This is a genomic window from Myxococcota bacterium (genome assembly GCA_039030075.1).
GTDB lineage: Bacteria > Myxococcota_A > UBA9160 > UBA9160 > SMWR01 > JAHEJV01.
This window is the reverse complement of sequence record JBCCEW010000019.1, coordinates 89,144-109,268: the sequence shown is the minus strand read 5'-3', so window position 1 is coordinate 109,268 and position 20,125 is coordinate 89,144. Positions and strand designations below refer to the sequence as shown.

Genomic DNA, 20,125 nt, shown 5'->3' with positions numbered 1-20,125 from the left:
GCCCGTGTGGGCGATCTCGGTGCGCACTTCGAGGCCGAGGGCGCGCAGGTGTTCGGCGACCTTGCCGGCCGTGCGCACCTCGCGGTTCGAGAGTTCCGGGTGCTGGTGGAAGTCGCGGCGCCAGGCGACCACGCGCTCTTCCACCGCGTCGATGCCCCGGGTGAGTGAGGCATCGAGGTCGTCGGTCGTGGTGGCCGGGACGGAAACGCCGGACGCCACGAGCGCGAGCCCGACCCCTGCCGCTCCCGTCCATCGCCACTTCTGGGAAGCCATGCCGATCCCCCTTCGCGTTCGTCGTCGCGGCGCGCCGCGTTTGGCCCGCTCGAGGCCGCAGGGTATCGTCGGCCGCCCAGCGACGCCGCGCGCTCCGAGCCGTCGCTGCTGCGCTGTTCGCATGGGAGGCCGCCATGTTCGATCCGGTTCGTTGGCCCTCGGAAGCCTGGGTGCCCCTCGTCTCGGGCCTGGGCTGGCTCGCGGCCGCCCTGTCGTGGGGCATCCCGGGTGGTGCGCTGGCCCTGGTGCCGGGCGTGATGCTCGCGAGCGCGGGCGGGAGCATGTTGCTCGCCCCCGGCGACCTGCGTCTGCCGCAGATCGCGGCGCTCGGCGGGGCGCTGGGCGTGGTCGTCGCCGTGCTCGCGTTGTTCTTCACGCCGGGCGTGGCGCTGCTGCTCGGTGGGTTGTCGGCCGGGTCGGCGCTCGCCGCCGGTCATCACGCGCTGCGCCTCGATCCCCACCCGGAGGGCGTGCCCGAGCCGCGCACCGGTCTCGGTGTCACGACGGCGGTCGCGATCGACGAGGCGATCCTCGGCACGATGGCGCTCTCGATCCGGTTTCCGACGGCGCCCGACCACGACCGTCTCCAGCGCGAGGTCGACACGGCCCTCGAGCAGTTCGACCGGGCGGGCTTCCTCGCCGATCCCACCCAGTATCACGAGAAGCCGTCGGCGCCGACCGACGTGAAGCTCCAGCCCCGCCGCTTCCGGGACGTCGCCTACGAACAGCTGTCCTTCGACAGCGGCTATGCCCCGCGCGAAGGCGAGCCCGGTCGCGAACGCTGGCTCGCCTACGCGCCGAACGCGACGGCCCATGCCTGGGTGGTTCGCGGCGACCCGGCGGCGCCCTGGCTGATGGCCATTCACGGCTACCGGATGGGTGCGCCCTTTCTCGACTTCGGCGCCTTCGAGCCGTCGCGCTTCCGCGACCGCATGGGCCTCAACCTGCTGCTCCCGATCCTCCCCCTGCACGGTCCGCGCAAGATCGGCGTGCGCAGCGGCGACGGCTTCCTCGCCGGTCAGCTCCTCGACACGGTGCACGCCGAGGCCCAGGCAGCCTGGGATCTGCGGCGTCTGCTCGCCTGGGTGCGCGCCCAGAGCGACGCGCCGATCGGCGTCTACGGTCTCTCCCTCGGCGGCTACAACACGGCCCTGCTGTCGAGCCTCGACGAAGGGCTCGCCTGCGCAGTCGCCGGGATCCCGGCCACCGACTTCGCGCGGACCTTCTATCGCCACGGCGGTCCCTGGCAACAGCGCGCGTCGCGGCACGTCGGGCTCACCCCCGAGCGGATGCGCGAGGTGTTGACCGTCGTCTCGCCCCTCGCGATGCCGTCACGCGTGCCACTGGAACACCGCGCGGTGTTCGGCGGCATCGTCGATCGCATCGTGTCGCCCGACCAGGTGCGCGACCTCGTGCGCCACTGGGACGAACCGTCGACGGTCTGGTATTCGGGCACCCACTTCAGCTTCCGCGACGAACCCGACGTCGCGGCGCTGACCGAGGGGACGCTACGCCGGGCTGGCGTCGCCGCCTGACACGGGCGCGTTCGCGTTCCTCGCATCGAGCGCGGCGAGGATCTCGTTGTGGCGTGCGCGGGTGAGGGTGTAGCTGCGCGCGAACCACACCGAGAGCAGCACGAAGAACGCGGGAACCAGCGAGGCGGACCAGCGGATCGTGGTCAACGCCTCCCAGGGCTGGGGCCCGTACGCGGCATAGCCGCGTCGCTCGAGCACGAAGAGGGCGACGGCCACCGCCAGGGTGCCGGCAAGTTTCCGGAGGAACATGAAGAGCCCGTAGAAGGTGCCCTCACGGCGTTCGCCCGTCTCGAGGTCGTCCTCGTCGACCACCTCGCCCAGCATCGACCAGGGCATCAGGTCCATGACGGCGTAGCCGATGGCGCCGATCGGGGCGGCGGCGAGGATCAACATGCGCGGCCAGTCGGGCTGCACGAAGATCAGCACGGCCAGCGAGACTGCCCACCACAGGGAGCCGACCATGAAGACGCTGGACTTCTCCAGGCCCTGGGCGAAGCGCACCCAGAACGGCAGCGATAGCACCACGAGCACGAAGAAGAGGCCCATCGTGATCTCGAAGTCGCCGGTGCGGAAGAGCCAGGCGGTGAAGTAGATGATCAGCACCGCGGCGACGAGGTCCATCGCCGTCCGACCGCAGAGGTAGAGCCCGACCAGGGCGCGAAAGTTGGCGTTCTTCGCCGCGATGCGGACGCCCTCGAAGAAGCTCGTCTCGTTGGCGCGGTCCTGGAAGTCGGGGCGCTCCCATGTGACTCCGTAGATCGCGAACCAAGGCAGCGCGATCATGGCGCCGTAGAGGGCCCCCACCGCCATGTAGCCCTCGGGCCCGCCGCCCAGCGCGTCGGCGATGGGGCGCAGCAGGATCGCCGCGAACACGCCGACGATCGAACCCGCGTTGCGGTAGGCGTTGAGCGAGGTGCGCGCGTCGTAGCCGAGGGCGAGCTCGGGCTGCAGCGCGAGGTAGGGCACGGCGAGCACCGTCATCGACAGTGACATCACCACGTACACCGACGTGTAGTAGGCGAACATCGCCCACTGGGAGTCGGTCCCGAGCTGGAGCCACATCAAGCCAAAGGCGGCGCCGCAGGGGATCGCACCGAGCACGAAGAACGGACGCCGGCGCCCCCACTTCCAGGGGCAGCGGTCCGAGAAGCGCCCCATGGCCGGGTCGGCGAAGGCATCGAAGAGGCGCCCGACCAGCTGCACGGCGCCTGCGAGGGCCGGCGAGAGGCCCGCGATGTTGACGAGGAAGAAGGTGACGTAGACCAGGCTGAGGGTCGTCAGCACGGTGTTGACCGTGAAGTCGCCGCTGCCGAAGACCGCCTTCCGCCAGGGGACCAGGCGCGGGTCTTCCTCGATCACCGAGGCGGCCGCAGGCGTCGGGGCGTCGTCGGCAGGGCCGGTGGGGCCGCCAGCGTCGGCCGAACGGTCGTCGTGATCAGCCAAACGGGCCTCGTCGCGGGGGTGGGGCGGCGCACCGAGCATGACCGCGACCCGGGGACGGCGCAACGGGGGCTAGGCTGTGCACCCCATGGACACCACCCCCGGAGCGAATCTCGAGATCAAGGCGCGCTGTGCCGACCTCGCTGCGGCGCGTCGCGTCGCGGAGGAGCGGGCGACCGAAACCGTCGGCGTGGACGAACAGACCGACACCTACTTCATCGTGCCCCACGGTCGCTTGAAACTGCGCGAGTCGTCGCTCTCGGGCGGCCAGCTCGTTCCCTATCTGCGTCCCGATCAGCCGGGGCCGAAGCGCTCGGACTACCAGCTCGTGCCCGTGCCCGATCCGCCCGCTTTGAAACGGTTGCTCGCCGCGATCCTCGGTGTGCACCGGATCGTGCGCAAACGCCGCGAGATCTTCCTCGTCGACAACGTGCGCATCCACCTCGACGAGGTCGACGGGCTCGGCACGTTCCTGGAACTCGAGGCCGTCTTCGACGGTCGCGCCGATTCCCTGCCGGAAGAACAGCGCAAGGTCGACGCACTGATGGCGGCGCTGGGTGTTCGCGCCGAAGACCTGTTGGAGGGGTCGTACGAGGGGCTGGTCGGTCCGCCCGCGACCCCTACTCCTCCGGGAGCGTGAGCTCGGCGGGCGTGCGGTAGCGGACCGCTTCGTCCGCATGCGTGCGGGGCCGCGCGTCCACGGACGGCAGACCGGGCGCGATCGACCAACCCACCGGGGTGAACGTCTCGGAGGCGTTGTCCAGGACGATCGGGGCCGGCTCGGGCTCGGCGGGCGGGACCCCCGCAGCATCGGGCGCAGGGCCGGGCGCCGAGACGGCGGCCGCCGAGGGATCGCCCAGGGCGGTCAGCTGCTCCGCCGCCTCATGGGGAATCGAGTTCCCGGAAGCCAGGCAAGGCCACAGGAGCACGGCGGCGCAGAGGCGCACGAGCGACCGCAGTCGCCCGGGTCCGGAATGGAGGGCGTGGAGGGCAGGCATCGCATCCCTTCGGATGCCGCCAGTCTACGCCTGGGGAACGCCGTTTTGGCCAGGAATCGTGCCGACCTCGGCACGGCCTGGCGGGGCGTCGCGGGAGGGGCGGGGCGCTACTTCCGGAGGGCGCCGATCGCCGCGATCGTGCCGACGATGAGCGACGGGGCGATGCCGATGATGAAGCCGACGAAGACGAGGTCGATCGGGGTGCCGGTCACGAATGACTCCTTCGAAGCCGCAGCGCGGTGCGGCGGAGGTATAGGCCGGGGGCGTCCCCCGAGCAACGGGGGGCGAGGCGAGAAGCCGGGGCCCCGGGTCGGCCGACCCGAGGCCCCGCATGCATCTCAGCGGCGTCTCCCGCCGCGGACCTGAGGCGGGCCGCGCTAGAAGCCCTTGCGGTAGGCCGCGACAACCGCCGCGCCGCCCAGGCCCAGGTTGTGCTGGAGGGCGACCTTGGCGCCGTCCACCTGGCGCTTGTCGGCTTCGCCGCGGAGCTGCCAGTTGAGCTCGGCGCACTGGGCGAGGCCGGTGGCTCCGAGCGGGTGGCCCTTCGAGATCAGGCCGCCCGAGGGGTTCACGACCACCTGGCCGCCGTAGGTCTGGGCGCCCGAGTCGACGAACTCGCCGGCCTTGCCCTCACCGCAGAGGCCGAGCGCCTCGTAGGTGATCAGCTCGTTGGCCGCGAAGCAGTCGTGGAGCTCGACGACGTCCACGTTCTCCGGACCGACGCCCGCCTGCTCGTAGACCTTCTGGGCCGCGTCCTTCGTCATGTCGTAGCCCACCAGCTTCATCGAGCTCTGCTCCGAGAACGTGGTCGGCGTATCGGTGGTCATGGCCATACCGGCGATCTCGACGGCCTTCGCCTCGAGGCCGTTGTCCTTCACGAACTGCTCGCTCGCCAGGATCGCCGCGCCGGCGCCGTCACTCGTGGGGCAGCACTGCAGCTTCGTGAGCGGATCGAAGACCATCGGCGCGTTCTGGATGTCCTCGAGGCTGTACTCGTCCTGGAACTGGGAGTACGGGTTGTTCACCGAGTGCTTGTGGTTCTTCCAGCCGATCTTGGCGAAGTGCTCGGCCTTCGTGCCGTACTTCTCCATGTGCTCGCGACCGGCGTTGCCGAAGAACTGGGCCGCCGGCGGCGCCTTCTCGAAGCCGCAGCGGTCGATCATGTCCTTCGCGTGCTTGTCCATCGGGTTGATGCGGTCGGTGAAGTTCGTACCGAGAGAACCCCGCGCCATCTTCTCGAAGCCGAGGGCGAGGACGCAGTCGGCGATGCCGGCCTCGACGAACTGCTTGCCCATGAAGAGCGCGGTCGAACCCGTCGCGCAGTTGTTGTTCACGTTGTAGATCGGGATGCCGGTGAGCCCGAGGGTGTAGACCGCGCGCTGGCCGCAGGTGGAGTCGCCGTAGCAGTAGCCGACCGCGGCCTGCTCGATCTTCTCGTACGCGATCCCCGCGTCCGCCAGTGCCTTCTTGCCGGCCTCTTCGGCCATGTCCGGGTAGTCCCATTCCTTGGAACCGGGCTTCTCGAACTTCGTCATGCCGACGCCGACCACATAGACCTTGTTGCCCATGGCAGCTGCTCCTCGCATCGCGCTTCGGGCCAACGGTCCCGAGCGTCGCAGTGGGGGCCGGTTCGGATCGCGGCCCGCGGGTTGTGGGGGAGTGCGTGGGGCCGGGCTCGCTCGATGGCCAGAGCCCCTTCGCGACGGCGCGCAGGCTAGCACAGGGCCCCAGGCGCCCCTGCGGGGCCTCTAGAGCTTGAAGTGGCGCCGAATCGCCCAGCGGACGGTGCGGTCGGGCAGCAGGCGTCGCAGCAACGGGACCCAGGGCACCTCGGCGCCCACTGCGTAGCGTGCGCGCGGACGCGGTGCCGTGAGCGCGGCCTCGATCACCTCGGCCACCACCTCGGGTCCGGGCGCCGCGTCGAGGGAGCGTTCGATGGTCTCGCGGGCGCGCGCGATCGGCTCCCCATACGGGGAGCCGATCGCGCCCTCGAAGTCGACCGGTTCGTTGAACGGCGTGCGGATGTCGCCGGGTTCGATCAGCGATACGGCGACGCCGGTTCCGTGAAGCTCGTTCGCGAGGGAACCCGCGAGCGCATCGACGGCCGCCTTCGTCGCCGAGTAGTGGGCCTGGAAGGGAATCGGGACGCGGCCGGCAAGCGACCCGACGAGGGCGACGCGGCCCGCGCCCTGGGCGCGCAGGTGCGGGAGCGTGGCGCGCAAGACGCGCAGCACCCCGAAGACGTTGGTCTCGAACTGGTCGCGCGCCGCGGCCAGGGACGTTTCCTCGACGCTTCCGAAGATGCCGATCCCCGCGTTGCACACGACTGCATCGAGGCGTCCCGCTCGATCGAGCAGGGTGTCGACGCCCACCGCGACCGATGCGTCCTCGGTGACGTCGATCTCGAGCCATTCGATCTCGCGGCTGCGCTCGGCGCGGCCGGCGAGGCTTCGGGACGTCCCGAAGACGCGCCACTCCTTCGCGAGTCGATCGGCCGCAGCCGCCCCGATCCCCGACGAGGCACCCGTGACCAGCACCACCCGCTGCGGTTCGGCGCTCGACTCTTCCATTGTTCCTACCCCCCTCTGTCGCGTGCCCGCGAAGCTTGCCGCGACTTCCCTCCCGAGGTCCAATCCTTCCCTGGCTCCGCGCGATCCCTTCCCTGGGTCTGGACAATCGCTTCCCCGGGTCTGGGCACTCGCTAGAGTCGACGCTTGGCCACGCGTCTGACCCTCCTCGACGCGTCCTTCCCGGGACGCCCCGCCTTCGACACCGCCGTGTCGCGCGCGGTGCTCCGCGACGTCGCCCATGGCAAGCGCGGCGAGACCCTGCGGCTCTACGTGCCCGACGACGTGCTCGCCTTCTCGACCACCGATCTGCGTCGGCCGGGCTTCTCCGACGCGGTGCGCGCGGCCCGATCGGCCGGGTTCGATGCGGCGCTCCGCCTGGCCGGCGGCTCCGCGGCCGTGTTCACGCGCCAGACCCTGGCCTTTGCCTGGTGCACGCCCGAGCGCGAACCCCGGGCCGGCATCCATGCGCGCTTCGAGAAGGTGGCGGGCTGGATCGCGCGCGCTCTGGGTTCGCTCGGCGTCGACGCTCGCGTGGGCGAGGTCCCGGGGGCCTACTGTCCTGGCGACTACAGCGTGAACGCGCGCGGGGCCGTGAAGTTGATGGGCGTCGGCCAGCGGATCGTCCAGGGAGCGGCGCACACCGGCGGCGTGCTCGTCGTGGCCGGCGCCGACCGCATCCGCGAACCGCTGGTGCCCGTCTACGACGCCCTCGACTACGACTACGACCCGACCACCACGGGCGCCGTCGAGGACGAAGTCGCCGGCGTCGGCGTCGCAGAGGTGCGCGCGGCACTCCTCGCCGCACTCGCTGAGGGCGCGAGCGCGGACTACGAACTCGAGGACGGTGTGCTCACCCCCGACACCCTGGAGCAGGCCGCGCGCTACGAGACCTCGCACACGCTGCCGGAGATCCCTCCGGCCGATGCGAAAGGTGCGGACGCCGGCTAGGTGCCGATCAGCATGCCGCCTTCGCACGGGACCACGTGACCCGTGAGGAAGTCGGAACCCTCGACCACCGACAGGATCGCCGTCGCCACGTCGTCGGGCGTCGGCACCTTCTGGAGCGGCGTGCGGCCGAGAAAGCCCTGCTTCACCGCGTCGTAGGCGGGCCCGAGGCCTTCCTGGAGCCAGGCTCCGTCGATGAACCCCGGTGCCACGGCGTTCACGCGCACATCCGGTGCGAGCACCCGCGCCATCGTGACGGTGAGGTTGTTGAGGCCGCCCTTCGACGCGCAGTAGGGGATCGAGCTGCCCATCCCGGCGAGCCCGGCGATGCTCGAGACGTTGACGACCTCGCCGCCTCCGTCGGCCTTCAAGGCCTCGGCGGCGGCGCGCGTGCAGAAGAAGGGGCCCATGAGGTTCACCCCGAGGATCTTCTGCCACGCTTCGGGCGTGACGTCCTCGAGGTTCGCGTGGGGAATGAACTCGGTCGTGCCGGCGTTGTTCACCAGCAGGTCGAGGCGACCGAACTCACCCACGGCGCGCTCGACCATGGCCCGGCAGGCGGTGTCGTCGGCGACGTCGGCTTGATGGGCGAAGGCCTTCACGCCGCGCGCTTCGCAGTCGACAGCGGTCTTCTCGGCACCTTCCTTCGAACGGCTGTAGTTCGCCAGCACGGAGCAGCCGCGCTCGGCGAGCTGGCGGGCGGTGGCCGCACCCACGCCGGTACCGGCACCGGTGATGAGGGCCGCTTTGCCTTGGAGATCCATGGACGTCTTCCTCCTGCGGGTCGCCGCCCGATGCTACCGAAGAGCGCCGCTGCGCAGCGCCCGCCAGAAGAGGGGCCAGGCGTACAAGAACGGGTGGCGCCGCTGGCGCTCGCTGGCTTCGAGCTGGAGACCGCTGTGGCGCTCCAGCTTCGCCAGGGCATAGGGCACCCAGTCGCCGAAGGTGAAGGCGCTCTTCACGAGTTGGGCCGCCGCCAGGGCCTTCGCGCGTCGCCGTCGGAGGGGCTCGGCCGACGGCTCCCGGAAGGCTTTGCCCTCGCGAAAACGTCCGTCGAACGCCGCGCGGTCGCCCGCGTAGAGGGCGGTGGCGGTTTCGGGCGGTTCGGGGCGCCACTCGCAGGCGTAGGTGCTGCGGAAGAGGGCAGGCCACAGCCGTTCGGAGGTGAGGGGGGTGCCCGGCGTGCCGGCGTCGGCGGCCCGGACGCCGAATCCGAGTGCGGTCGCGATGGCCGTGGTGGCGGCGCGCACCAGAGCGTCTTCGGCGGCGGCGTTCCGTACGTGGGCCAAGCGCAGGGGCTGACAGAAGCGCGACCACAGGTGGGGACGCCAGGCCGTGGCGCGACACCCCTGGTCGAGGGTGGCCCAGTCGACCACCGCCACTTTGCCCGCGACCGCGTTCGGCAGCACGCGTGCGAAGACGTGGGGCGCCAGGCGCGCATTCGCCCAGGCGGCGAGAGGCCCCGCGTGAAAGCGCCGGTAGTCGGAGACGATCGCGTAGAAGTCGAGCCAGCCCGTGCGTTCGGGCGCGCGCCGGCGCGCGCCGTAGAAGACGAGGGCATCGATGGCGTCTCCGCCCGGACCGTCCCAGATCGCGCGGGCGAACGTGGCGGCGTCCGCGTCCAGCGGCGTGGCGAGTTCCTCGCGAACCCGACGCGCGAGCGGGCGGCTTTCCGTCATGCGCGCAGGAACCCGATGCGCCGGTCGGCGCCGATCCGAATCGTCTCGTCACCCAGGGGCGCGAAGAGCTCGCCATCGATCGTGAACCCGCAGTCGATGCGCAGGTCGATGGCCTCGCCGCGCACACTCGTGAAGCCGTTCTCCGGCGTGAACTCGGCGCGCCGGCGACCGCGCAGGATCGCCGGAGTGGCGCGCGCGAGGCTCGGCGTGTCACTCGCGAGCGCGGTGAGCCGCACGGCCCCGGTCCCTTCCGCCCAGAAGGGTTCGAGACCGAGGAAGAGGCGATCGAGGCTCGTCGCGATCACGAGCCGCTGCTCGCCGTCACCGATCAGGTGTTCTTCCTGCCAGACGCTGCACTTGTCGGGAGCGAGCAGCCCCTCGCGTTGGCCGCCGAGCATGCGGCCCAACAGCGTGGCCGTCATCAAGCCGGCGCCCGCGACGCCCTGGCCATGGCGCGGCGGAAAGTGCTGGTGCACCCAACGGATCGCGCGGTAGATCAAGCCCGCGCCGAAGAAGAAGCCGTAGAGGGGAGCACCGCGTCGCGCGCTCTCGACGCGCAAGACCGGGCGTTCGACGCGGTGGCCTGCGAGATCGCCCGAAGCGAGCGCGTCGAGGAGTCGTTCGGCGCCGCGTACCGGCTTGCGGTCGGCACCCAGGTCGCGCGACGTCATGTTCGTGCGCCCGCCGCGCAGGGGGGCGAGAGCGGGCAACGCGGTGCGATCGGGGTCGCGAAGCAGCGCGGTCAGAACGTGCTGCAGCGTGCCGTCGCCCCCGTTGATCAACCAGACGTCGCAACCGTCCTGTTCGAGGACACGACAGGCCTCGTCGAGGGCCGAGAGGTCGGCGCTCTCGACCACGCGCAGGTCGTCGCGCCGTCGCGCCCAGCTGCGCACGGCAAAGGCTCCGCCGCCGCCGGCCTGCAGATTGTCGAGGATGCCGACGCGCATCAGCTTGCCTCGGGTTCCCGGCTGGAGACCGGGGGCGGCGTGACGAAGGTGAAGCTCGCGATCGCGTCGGCCCCCTCGGCGCCGTCGGCTCGGTGGTGCAGCCGCGCGCGATGCAGCCGGCGGACGGGTGCTTCTCCCCAGGCGTAGAGCCAGCGCAGGGGCAGGGGCAGCGCGTCGAGCGGGCGGGTGGTGCGCAGTCCGCCCTTCAGGTCGACGGCGTGATCGCCGAACTCGAGCCGACCGGGCCAGGCGCCGTTGGCGTCGTGTTGCCAGGCGCGCCAGCGACTCGGGGCGATGGCCGCCCGTCGCCAGGTTCCCTCGGCGCCACGCACGATCCCGGCCGCGCGGCTCGCTCCATCCGCCGCGACCACGTGCACCCAGAGCGCACCGTCGCCGTGCACGTCGACCCGGTGGCGGATGCGCTCGCGCTCGCAAGGCGCGTGCGTGGTGCGGATCAATGATGAGTTCCCGCTCAGGCGCCGCGGCTCGGGCATGCCGCGCCGCCACACCTGCGCGGTGGTCGGGTGGTCGGCGTGGAGCACCGACGCGCGCCAATCGGCGAAGCCGAGGTCGAGGTCGAGGGGTGCCGGCACGCGCGCCGACGTCTCGAGCGCGACCTTCACCCCGCGCTTGTCGTTGTCGACGGAGAAGCGTGCCTGGGGAGTTTCGCCCCGCGCGAGGGTCTGTTCGCTCGAACCGATGCGCAGCGCGTCCCCGCCGTGCTCGGCCGAGTAGCGACCCGCGCGTCGACCGTTGCGGAAGGGGGCCTGGACCCCGTCGGCATCGATCCACACGCCCTGGGCCGCGGCGATCGGCGCGCCCGGCCCACGCGCGGTCCAGAGCACGCGCACTTCGATGCGATCGCCCGTCTCGAAGCGCGCGACCCAATCCCAGTACACGCCAGCGCAGTCACCGGCCGGGAGACGCGACTCGTCGAGCGCGGAACCGGCGAGTGCAGAACCTGCGCCGAACAGCAGCATCGAGAGCGCGATCAGCCCGCGGCCCATGCCACCACCGGTGTGCCGTCGCGCCGCGCGACGAAGGCCTGGAGCAGGCGCACGCTGTGGAACGCGAGGGAGCAGAGCGTCCAGGCGGCGACGAGCGTGAAGCCGAGGTCCGGGCGTCCGACCGCCGTTCCCACGCTCAGCAGCAAGAGGTTCGGATTGCGTCGGGCGGTGATCGTGCGGAAGAGCGCGTCGGCGGGACGCCAGGAATGGCACTCGAACCCGAAGCTCGCGAGAAACGCGCCTTCCAGCACCCGACCGAGCACGTAGCCCCCCACGATGATGGCGGTCGCCGCTTCGTGTCCCGTGCCGAGTCCGATCCCGAACGCCCACCACCAGAAGGGGGGATGCACGAGGTCCAGGCCGTGGTCGAGCACGTCGCCGAGGCGGCTCGAGGTCAGGGTCACCCGCGCGAGCTTGCCGTCGACGGTGTCGAGGAAGGTCATCCACCAGCCGACGAGCAAGCCGGCGACGAAGTGACCGTTCCACAAGAGCCAGAAGGCGACGATCGCGCCCACCCAGCTCCACAGGGTGACCGTGTTCGGTTGGACGCCGCGCTCGGCGCACCAGTGCGTGACCGCGCGCGCAGGGCGCGGCCAGACCCACAGCGTCACGAGATCACTCGATCCCTTGTAGGACGCCGCGAAGGTGTCCGCTTCGATCGCGGCGCGGTGTTCGGGCTCCGCGGGGAACACGAAGGGCTCGGCTCGTTTGCGCAGCTTGGGTTGGTAGGCGGGCACCAGGGCGTCGGGCGTGCGTTCGTGCCACGCCTCCGAGGACGCAGCGTCCTCGCTCGCGTCGTCTGCCGTTTCGCAAAGGTGAGGGCGGATCGCCCCGACCCGCGTTCCCGGCGCGCAGACGGCGAGCGGCCCGTGCGCGGGGTGGACCAGCACGGTGTTCGGTCGTTCGGAGAGCGCCAGCAGCAGCCGCTCGTCGAGCACGAATCCGTCCCGCACGGCGAGGACCACGGCATCGGCGACTGCGCTGGGCGGTGACGCGGTCGTGCACACCGCTTCACAGCCGGCGCGCACCAGGCTGCGGCGCAGGCGTTCGCGCGGCGTCATGCCCCACAGCCAGGCCGACGTGGCGTCGCCCCCGCCGGTCTCCGACGCGTCGCTCGGCACGACCCAGCCCACCCGCGGGTCTTCCCCGTCTCGTTGTCGCCCCATCTCTGCGAAAACTACCATGCGGGTCGCACGGCAGCGTCCGTCGCAGGCGGGGGAACCCCATTCCGACGTTGGTGCATCTCTCGGACCTCCACGCCACGGAGCCCTCGTGGCGGGGCACCGTTGCGGGCGGGGGCAAGCGCTGGCTCGGCGCCCTGTCCTGGTGGGGGCGCCGTCGCCGCCGGTACCGCCCCGAGGTGCTCGAGGCCTTGCTCCCCGCCGTGGAGGCGCTCGCGCCCGAACAGATCGTGGTCACCGGCGACCTCACCCAGCTGGGGTTGCCCGGTGAGCTCGCGGCGGCCCGCGGTTGGCTCGAACGTCTCGGCCCGACGTCTCGCGTGCTCGCCGTCCCCGGGAACCACGACGCCACGGCCGCGACGCCGGATCCTGCCTCCCACGTGTGGGACGCCTATCTGCGCGACCCCGCTGCACCCGCGGGCGAGGCCGCGTTCCCGTCGATTCGCGAGGTCGGCGAGATCTCCCTGGTCGGACTGTGCACGGCCGTGCCGACGGCGTTGCTCGATGCCACGGGTCACGTGGGCGCGGCCCAGCTCGCGCGGCTCGAAGCGACGCTGGAGCGACTCGGTCGTGCGGGGCGCACCCGCGTCGTGGCGATGCACCACCCGCCCGAGTCCGGGGTGACCCACCGCCGCCGCGCGCTCCACGACGGGGCGGCCTTGCGCGGGGTGCTGCGCCGGGTGGGAGCGGAGCTCGTGTTGCACGGTCACCTGCACCGGACGCACCGCGGCGCGGTAGCCGGACCGAACGGGCCGATCCCCGTGGTCGGCGTCGCGTCGGCGTCGCGGCAGGGAGGCGAGGGCGTGCGTCGCGGTGGGTTCCATACCTACGACATCGAGACCCAGCCTGGAGGCGCGCCGCGCATCGCCTGGCGCACCCATCGCTGGGACGCCGCCTCGCGCAGGTTCGAGGCGTCGCGCCCCGAGCGCCTCTAGTTCACAGGACCGGCGGCTCTTGCGCGAGGATGCGTTCGGCGAGAGCCAGGTCGGCGTGCTTGTCGACGTCGAGGGCGGCCTCGGCCTCGCGCAGTCGCACCGGCGCGATGCGGGTCTGGGTGCGGCGCGAGAGCGATTCGAACGCCGTGTAGAGGTCGAGGGCACCGGCGAGGTAGCGCACGCCGAGGCTCGGCCCGAGGGCACCGAGCCAGCGCCAGGGCTTCTTGCGATGGGCTTCGGCGCGCACGAAGAAGTCGGCGGCGCGCCAGGCGCGGGACGTGCGGAACGCAAAGAGGTTGGCTCCGGTGAACGCACCGTCGCGGAGCTGCACCCAGGTGCGCGCCGCACCCGCCGTCGGGTTGCGCACGACGGCCCGCTCTACGACGCCCACCGCGAGGTCGGCCGCGGTGGCGTCGGCGGCGGCGAGGAACCCATCGACCCGTTCCGCGGTCAACAGAGCGAGGTCCGCGGCGGCGACGAGCGCGCGGTCGACGCCGAGCTGACCGAGCCCGGCCACCGCGCTGCGCGCGGGCGACTCGGCGCAAGGCAAGACCCGGATCGCGCCTTCGTCGCGCCACTGGGCGAGCTGCGGGAACGGCTCGAGCGATTCGGGTTCCTCGATGCTGACGGCGATCTCGGTGATCCAGGGCGAGGCCCGCAGCGCTCCGATCACGCGCTCCAGCATCGGAACGCCGCCCACCCGTACGAGCGCACGGTGCGAGACGCCCTCCGCCGCGGCGAGCGGATCCGGACCGCGGCGTCCGGCCAGCACGAGGGCAGCAGTCGGCGCGCCCATCAGGCCACTTCCCGCGCGCGTCGCGGTGCCAGCACAACGCGGCCATCGCGCAGCCGGTAGGTGCGATCGGCGATCTCCGCGAGCGCTTCGCCATGGGAGATGGCGAGCACGGTGGTCGTGCCGCGCAGTGCCGCGATCGTCTCCCAGACGGCGGCTTCACTCTCGGGATCGAGGGCCGCCGTCGCCTCGTCGAGGATCAAGAGACGGGGGCCGGTCGCTAGTGCGCGCGCGAGGGCGAGACGTTGGCGCTGCCCCCCCGAGAGCAGGCCGCCGCGTTCGCCGACGCTCGACGCCCAACCCTCGGGAAGCGCGGCGACGAACGCCCAGGCGCCGGCGGCGCGGAGCGCGGTCTCGACGTCGGCGTCACCGAGATTCGGGTCGCCGAGCGTGACGTTGCGGTAGACCGAGTCGTGCAGAAGCGGCGCTTCCTGGGGAACCCAGCCGATCTGGCGACGCCAGTCGGCGAGATCGACGTCGCCGAGGTCGATGCCGTCGATGCGGAGGACCCCGGACTCGGGACGCAGCAATCCGGTGACGAGTTCGGTGAGCGTGGTCTTGCCGGAACCCGAAGCGCCGACCACCGCGGTGATCTCGCCGGCCGGTACGACGAGGTCGACGCCGGCCAGCAACGCCCGACCGCCGCGGGCGAGGTGAACGCCTTCGAAGCGGATGGCCGTCGTGAGCGGCACCCGCCGCGTTCCCGTCCACGACTCCGCCGCCGACTCGGCGCTGCGGATGCGTTCGTCGATGGCGAAGAGCGCACTGGCCTCGATCGCCATCGACTGCAGCTTGCTCTGGATGGCGTTCCCCTTGCGGAGCGCTCGCGTCAGCAGGAGACACAAGAGCAGGGTGTCGGCGAGGGGAAGGGCCAACCCGCGCAGTGCGGCCCACATCCCGAGGGCCAGCAGCGTGCCGAGCAGGGGCTCCTGGAGCGCGCGCAGGGTTTCCTTGGCGAGGACACGCCGCTCGAGCTGGTGGTGGAGGTCGCGCGTCTCCGCTTCGAGGAGCGGGCCGGCGAGCGCTTCGCGCCCCGTGGCCTTCAAGAGCTTCGCGGCGCCGAGGGTGTCGGCGAGTCGCACGATCAGCGCATCGAGTCGCGTGGTCTGGGCGCGCCCGGCGCGCCCGGCGGTGCGCACGAAGTGGGAGAGTGCGGTGAACAGCACGGCCGCCGCCGCGATCGCGACCGAGGTTCCCTGCCAGGACACCAGGCATGCGAGCGCGAGATACAGCGACATCTCGATGCCGAAGGTCACGACGAGTGCGAGGTACTCGAAGCTGTAGGAGGCGCGGTCGGCTTCGGTCGCGAGTGCGTTCGCGGCGCGCCCGATGGGTTGGCGCGCGGCGTGGTCCCAGCGCGCACCGAGCCAGGCGCGCAGCAGACGCAGGCGCAGATCGGTGGCGATGCGCGCCACCGTCCAACCGACACGGCGCTTTGCGAACCACACCAATCCGCCCTTCGCCCACAAGGCGAGCACGACGAGGCCGATCAGTGCAGGGAAGGTGGCCGGGATGCCCCAGGCGGCGAGCCCATCGCGCACCTGCGCTTCGAAGGGGCTCGTCGTCGCCGCGGCGTCGGTCGCGAGCGAGAGCAGGGGCAGGAGCGAACTCAGCCCGACGCCCTCGGTGAGGGCGGCGATCCCCAGACAGGCCACCACGGCGACGCACGCTGCCGGGTAGGCGCGCGCGAAGTACAGCGCGACTCTCACGACGAAGAGGGTGCCTCGACTCCGCGCGCGACGCCCATCCGCGCCGCGATCTCCTCGGCCACGCGCTCTCGATCGATGCACCCCGGGAGCGGCACCTCGGCGGCGGAGGGCAGGCCGGCGTGGAACGGGCGGGCACGCCCGCTCGCGTAGAGGGCCGCGTGGTAGCGCCGCAGATCGCGGGGAGGGCGGACGAGGCCGCGGTCGATCGCGCGTGCGCAGAGCCGGGCCCAGCTGGGCTGGGGGCGCGGCGTGCCGCGGGACCCGAGGGGCGAAGCGTGGGCTCCGCGCCAGATCCACTCGCGGGGCCCGCCCAGGATGCGGAACGAACGCCGTTCGGGGAGTTCGTAGACGAGCACCGGCCGACCCAGCGAGGTCGCTTCGGCGAGCATCGACTCGCTGTCGCCGGTGACGACGCAGGCGTCGGCGTGGGCGAGGTAGCCGAGGTAAGGGTTGGAGCGGGCGTGTGGGCGCCAGCGATGGAACCAGGTGACCTCGCCCAGGCCCTCGAGCAGGGCGTGGGCGGCGCGCTCGGCGAGCCGGCGGCTGGTGGTGACGAACAAGGAGCCGCCGGTGTCGGCGGCGAGGCGCGCGCATTCCTCGCCGAGGCGACGCGCGACGTCGGCGTCGAGGCGAAACTGCCCAGAGGGCCCACCCACCAACACCGCGATCTTCGGCGACTGCGCCTTCGCCAGGGCGTCGGCCCATTCGCTTTCCGCACGGGCGAGTCGCGCGGGCGTGATCCGATGGAGGGGGCCTTCGGTCTCGATGCGACCGGCGTCGGGGAGCAGACGCGTGTAGCGCGGCGCAACGGCCCAATCGATATCGCGCAGGTCGTCGCCTCCCTTGCGCCCGAGGACGACGACCCGGCTGTGTCCGCCGGACTGGCGGCGGATCCACTGGGCGACCGGCGCGGTGCGACGACCGGCGGCGATCACGAGGTCGGGCCAGGGTGGCGTGAGGGTCTGGGCGCTCGCGGCGTCGAGGCCGGCCAGCGACGCGCCGAGGAAACGGTTGTGCATCCGGGCGGCGGCGCCGAAGCCCAGCGGCTTCTCTTCGCTGGGCCAACCCAGGGCTTCGGCGAGCCCGCGTGCCTGGGTCGCATTCCCCGGCCGATCGTCGAGCAGCAGCCAGACGCGCGGCGGATGCGATCGGCGCCAGCGACCCCCGCGGCTCCGCGCGGCGCCCCAGACCAGTTCCCACGCGAGGCGGGGGTGGGCGCGGGTGGCCTCGCGCAAGCGTGTCTCCCAACGGTCGCGCTCGCGCCCGTGCCCGCCCGAGCGCATCTCCAGCTGCACCGACTCGGTGGCGCTCGCGCACAGCGCGTCGAGTATCCAGGGCAGATCGTCGTCGGGAACTCCCGCGATCCAGCCATCGGCGTGGACGCGCGGTACGGGGGTGGGCGGCGGCGTCTCGGGCGTCGGTGGCAGGAACCCGTCGCGGGTCGCCTGGATCCACGGCGCTTGCTGGACCCACCAGTCGGCGTAGCCGTCACTCGGCTGTGCCTGGTTCCAGACGTGGAAGCGGGCCTCGATCGCCTCGCGCTCCAGCGCTTCCCACTGCGCTGCGCGCGGGTGCGGCAGGTACGCGAAGCGGTCGGGAAAGGGGCGCCAGGGTTGGGTGTGGAGGGTCGTGAAGTGCAGGAGCTTCGCGTCGGCAGCCGCGTCCTTCGCGCCGCCGTCGCGGACGTTCCAGGCCGGATCGAGGGGGCCGAAGAGACCGGGCTTCGCGGCGGCCTGCGCTTCGAGCGCGCGGCGTGAACGGCTGTGCACCTCGTCCAACGGCCACACCCGCACCATCCGCTCGGCATCGAGCAGCATCACCGAGAGGTCGTTCGGCGCGACCGCCGAATAGCCGCAGTCCAGGAGAGGAAGGTCGAAGAGCTCCGCCGGGTCGGCGAGGAAGATCTGGTCGACGTCGTGGTAGAGCGCGCGACCGCGGCCCCCGGCAAAGTGAGGTACGGCGAAGCGGTAGCGGGTGAACCCCGTGGCTTCGCGGCGCTTCCACAAGCCCGTGGGGTTCCGGAAGCCTGCAAGGTTCTTGAGGAACGACACCTCGTAGCGTCGCGCGGGGTCGCGCACGCGCGCGAGCGACCACAGCCAGACCCGCTCGGCGCGCTCCTGGCCAGGCTCGGTGCCCACGAACAAGCGCACGGCGGGGCGCTCGTCGGTGCCGCGGCCGGGCAGCACGACGCGCATGGGTTGCTCGCGCATCCGGACCCGTCCCCGGGTCGGTGGGATTCGGCGAGCGTCGGGCATGGCGGCCCTCGGGCGCGGGGGCGAAGGAGCTGGCAGCGGGATCAGGCGTGCACGGCGGCGCGCAGCGCGACCGCATCGTGCAGCAGGGCGTCGAGGTCTTCGAGCCGGATCTGGCAGGCGCCGTCGCAGGGCGCGTTCTCCGGATCGGGATGGACCTCGACGAACAAGGCGTCGATGCCCACGGCCACCGCGGCGCGCGCGAGCGGCGCCACGAAGCGGCGGTCCCCACTGCTGGCGATCTCGGCGGCGCCCGGGTGCTGGACCGCGTGGGTGGCGTCGAGACACACGGGCGCGATCTCGCGCATCGTCACCAGGCCGCGCATGTCTACGACGAGATCGTGGTAGCCGAAGCTGGTGCCCCGCTCGGTGATCATCGCGGCCGGTGCACCGGCCCGCTTCGCCTTTTCGACCGCGTGCGCGAGGTCGTCGGGCGCCATGAACTGGGCCTTCTTGAAGTTGATGGGCACGCCGGTGCTGCCGCAGGCCGCCACCAGGTCGGTCTGTCGCGCGAGGAAGGCGGGGATCTGCAGCAGCTCGGCCACTTCCGCGACCGCTTTGGCCTGGCCGGGCTCGTGGACGTCGGTGGTCACCGGGAGACCGGTCGCGGACTTCACCTCGTCGAGCATCCGCAGACCTTCGTCCAGGCCCGGCCCGCGGTAGGAGTGCCGGCTCGAGCGGTTCGCCTTGTCGAAGGACGCCTTGAAGATCGCCGGAAGGCCGTGGCGGTCCGCCAGGGCGGCGACCCCCTCGCCACAGGCAAGGGCCCCGTCCAGGCTCTCGAGCACGTTGAGTCCCGAGATCAGCACCAGGGGTGCGCCGGGGCCGACGGATACGTCGCGGATCTGCATGCAGTGGGGCCCTCCGGGGCCGACTTCAGGGGTTGATAGCGAGGCTCGCGGGCCTTGGCGAATGCGCGGGGCGCCGGGCGGGCCGGCGGGACAGCTCGTGGCGTGCGCGCTGGAGATCCGCGAGGTCGTCGATCTCGCGCCACCAGGCGCCATCGACCGCGAGCGTTTCGATGGGGAGCATTCGGGCGAGCCGGTCCACGGCGTCCAGGTACCAGGAAGAGAGGGCCGCCGGGTGTCGCACGGCTTCCTCGAGGCAGTGTACGAAGCGCTTCGGTCCATCTTCGGCGAAGCGGAACAGGCCGATCGACTCGGCATGGGTGCGTCCGGTCGCCAGCGCCTTGCCGACCGCACGCACGCGTCGTCGGGCGTCGAGCTCGACCTTCATGTCGTCGTCGTCGTAGCGGTGTTTGTGATCGACGGTCATCAGTACGTCGCTCGGCGGTGCGTCCAGCACGCGTCGGAGGATCTCGGGTGCGAACAGGGTGTCACCGTTCAAGAGCAGGCAGGGTCCCTCGAACTCGGAGCGGGCAAGCCAGCAGGTGATCAGGTTGTCGGCGTGTTCGTAGAACGGATTGAAGCGGGTCTCGATGTGGATGCCCGGGATCGGGTGCGTCGCGAGCCATTCCTCGACGTGCTGCGCCCCGAACCCGATGAGTACCACCGCGTGCTCTACGCCGGCGCGGGCCAGGGTCGTGAGCTGCCGCGCGAGCAGCGGTTCCGCGCGGGTGGCGGACACCGAGAGCAGGCACTTCGGAATCTGGCGGGTCAAAGGCAGCAAACGCCGCCCTTGTCCCGCGCTCAGCACGACCGCCTTCATGGTTCCCTTCGTCGCCCGGGCGCCGGCTGGCTCGTGTGGGCGCAGCGCGGAACCCTCGCGTGGCAGAGCTGGAAAACGGGAGAAACGTCGAGAGGGCGGGGGATCGGGCCTGGCGCCGGGTTCGCGTTGCCGCGATGCGTTTCGGCGCCCTACGTTTGCGTCTTCCGGGGGGAGCAGGAGACTGCGGGGCACC

The 20,125-nt window shown here is 71.8% G+C and carries 19 protein-coding genes; 4 read left to right on the top strand and 15 right to left on the bottom strand.

Going from position 1 to position 20,125, the window contains the following annotated elements; genetic code table 11:
• On the bottom strand, window positions 1–273 hold a 273-nt coding region (locus tag AAF430_19175), incomplete at its 3' end, for a hypothetical protein (GenBank protein MEM7412359.1).
• A 134-nt stretch (window positions 274–407) separates the two neighbouring features.
• Between AAF430_19175 and AAF430_19170 the strand changes: the two genes are divergently transcribed.
• Complete coding sequence (locus AAF430_19170; GenBank protein ID MEM7412358.1) at window positions 408–1,808, top strand: hypothetical protein; 1,401 nt, start codon at window positions 408–410, stop codon at window positions 1,806–1,808.
• Here AAF430_19170 and AAF430_19165 read toward each other — a convergent pair.
• The gene (locus tag AAF430_19165) at window positions 1,782–3,251 is read right to left on the bottom strand and encodes an MFS transporter (GenBank protein ID MEM7412357.1); all 1,470 of its coding nucleotides are present in this window, start codon (window positions 3,249–3,251) and stop codon (window positions 1,782–1,784) included. The two genes, AAF430_19170 and AAF430_19165, sit on opposite strands and share 27 nt — an antisense overlap.
• 85 nt (window positions 3,252–3,336) lie before the next feature.
• On the opposite strand from AAF430_19165, the gene AAF430_19160 reads away from it, so the two are divergent.
• Window positions 3,337–3,888 carry a class IV adenylate cyclase gene (locus AAF430_19160; protein MEM7412356.1) on the top strand — a complete coding sequence of 184 codons (552 nt, stop codon included), beginning with the start codon at window positions 3,337–3,339 and terminating at the stop codon, window positions 3,886–3,888.
• On the opposite strand, the gene AAF430_19155 is transcribed toward AAF430_19160, so the two are convergent.
• From AAF430_19155 to AAF430_19145, 3 genes are all read right to left on the bottom strand, one after another.
• A complete protein-coding gene (locus AAF430_19155; protein MEM7412355.1) occupies window positions 3,869–4,246 on the bottom strand; it encodes a hypothetical protein in 378 nt (125 codons plus the stop codon). The genes AAF430_19160 and AAF430_19155 overlap by 20 nt on opposite strands.
• Window positions 4,247–4,623: 377 nt before the next feature.
• A complete protein-coding gene (locus AAF430_19150) occupies window positions 4,624–5,814 on the bottom strand; it encodes a lipid-transfer protein (protein ID MEM7412354.1) in 1,191 nt (396 codons plus the stop codon).
• Window positions 5,815–5,994: 180 nt separating this feature from the next.
• Window positions 5,995–6,816, bottom strand: coding sequence for an SDR family NAD(P)-dependent oxidoreductase (locus tag AAF430_19145; GenBank protein ID MEM7412353.1), 822 nt, complete (start codon window positions 6,814–6,816; stop codon window positions 5,995–5,997).
• Window positions 6,817–6,960: 144 nt separating this feature from the next.
• On the opposite strand from AAF430_19145, the gene AAF430_19140 reads away from it, so the two are divergent.
• Window positions 6,961–7,764 carry a lipoate--protein ligase family protein gene (locus tag AAF430_19140; GenBank protein MEM7412352.1) on the top strand — a complete coding sequence of 268 codons (804 nt, stop codon included), beginning with the start codon at window positions 6,961–6,963 and terminating at the stop codon, window positions 7,762–7,764.
• Here the strand turns inward: AAF430_19140 and AAF430_19135 are convergent.
• Genes AAF430_19135 through AAF430_19115 form a run of 5 tightly spaced genes read right to left on the bottom strand, consistent with a single transcriptional unit; the run spans window position 7,761 to window position 12,560 of the window.
• The gene (locus tag AAF430_19135; GenBank protein MEM7412351.1) at window positions 7,761–8,525 is read right to left on the bottom strand and encodes an SDR family NAD(P)-dependent oxidoreductase; all 765 of its coding nucleotides are present in this window, start codon (window positions 8,523–8,525) and stop codon (window positions 7,761–7,763) included. The genes AAF430_19140 and AAF430_19135 overlap by 4 nt on opposite strands.
• A gap of 33 nt (window positions 8,526–8,558) precedes the next feature.
• Window positions 8,559–9,440 (bottom strand): hypothetical protein, encoded by an 882-nt coding sequence (locus AAF430_19130; protein MEM7412350.1) that lies wholly within the window; start codon window positions 9,438–9,440, stop codon window positions 8,559–8,561.
• A complete protein-coding gene (locus AAF430_19125; protein MEM7412349.1) occupies window positions 9,437–10,387 on the bottom strand; it encodes a diacylglycerol kinase family protein in 951 nt (316 codons plus the stop codon). Before AAF430_19125 ends, AAF430_19130 begins: the two co-directional genes overlap by 4 nt.
• A complete protein-coding gene (locus AAF430_19120) occupies window positions 10,387–11,394 on the bottom strand; it encodes a hypothetical protein (GenBank protein MEM7412348.1) in 1,008 nt (335 codons plus the stop codon). The genes AAF430_19125 and AAF430_19120 overlap by 1 nt, the downstream gene beginning before the upstream one ends.
• Window positions 11,379–12,560, bottom strand: coding sequence for a CDP-alcohol phosphatidyltransferase family protein (locus AAF430_19115; GenBank protein MEM7412347.1), 1,182 nt, complete (start codon window positions 12,558–12,560; stop codon window positions 11,379–11,381). The genes AAF430_19120 and AAF430_19115 overlap by 16 nt, the downstream gene beginning before the upstream one ends.
• A 71-nt stretch (window positions 12,561–12,631) precedes the next feature.
• Here AAF430_19115 and AAF430_19110 point away from each other — a divergent pair, with 71 nt between their 5' ends.
• Entirely contained in the window at window positions 12,632–13,510 is an 879-nt protein-coding gene (locus AAF430_19110; protein ID MEM7412346.1) for a metallophosphoesterase, read from the top strand.
• 1 nt (window position 13,511) lies between these two features.
• Here the strand turns inward: AAF430_19110 and AAF430_19105 are convergent, their stop codons facing one another.
• From AAF430_19105 to AAF430_19085, 5 genes are all read right to left on the bottom strand, one after another.
• Window positions 13,512–14,306, bottom strand: a complete 795-nt coding sequence (locus AAF430_19105; GenBank protein MEM7412345.1) for an NTP transferase domain-containing protein — start codon at window positions 14,304–14,306, stop codon at window positions 13,512–13,514.
• Entirely contained in the window at window positions 14,306–16,012 is a 1,707-nt protein-coding gene (locus AAF430_19100; protein MEM7412344.1) for an ABC transporter ATP-binding protein, read from the bottom strand. Before AAF430_19100 ends, AAF430_19105 begins: the two co-directional genes overlap by 1 nt.
• Window positions 16,009–18,222 (bottom strand): mitochondrial fission ELM1 family protein, encoded by a 2,214-nt coding sequence (locus tag AAF430_19095; protein MEM7412343.1) that lies wholly within the window; start codon window positions 18,220–18,222, stop codon window positions 16,009–16,011. The genes AAF430_19100 and AAF430_19095 overlap by 4 nt, the downstream gene beginning before the upstream one ends.
• Before the next feature lie 86 nt (window positions 18,223–18,308).
• Window positions 18,309–19,115, bottom strand: a complete 807-nt coding sequence (gene kdsA, locus AAF430_19090; GenBank protein MEM7412342.1) for a 3-deoxy-8-phosphooctulonate synthase — start codon at window positions 19,113–19,115, stop codon at window positions 18,309–18,311.
• Between the two features lie 25 nt (window positions 19,116–19,140).
• Entirely contained in the window at window positions 19,141–19,932 is a 792-nt protein-coding gene (locus tag AAF430_19085; GenBank protein ID MEM7412341.1) for a phosphocholine cytidylyltransferase family protein, read from the bottom strand.
• Window positions 19,933–20,125: the final 193 nt, after the last annotated feature.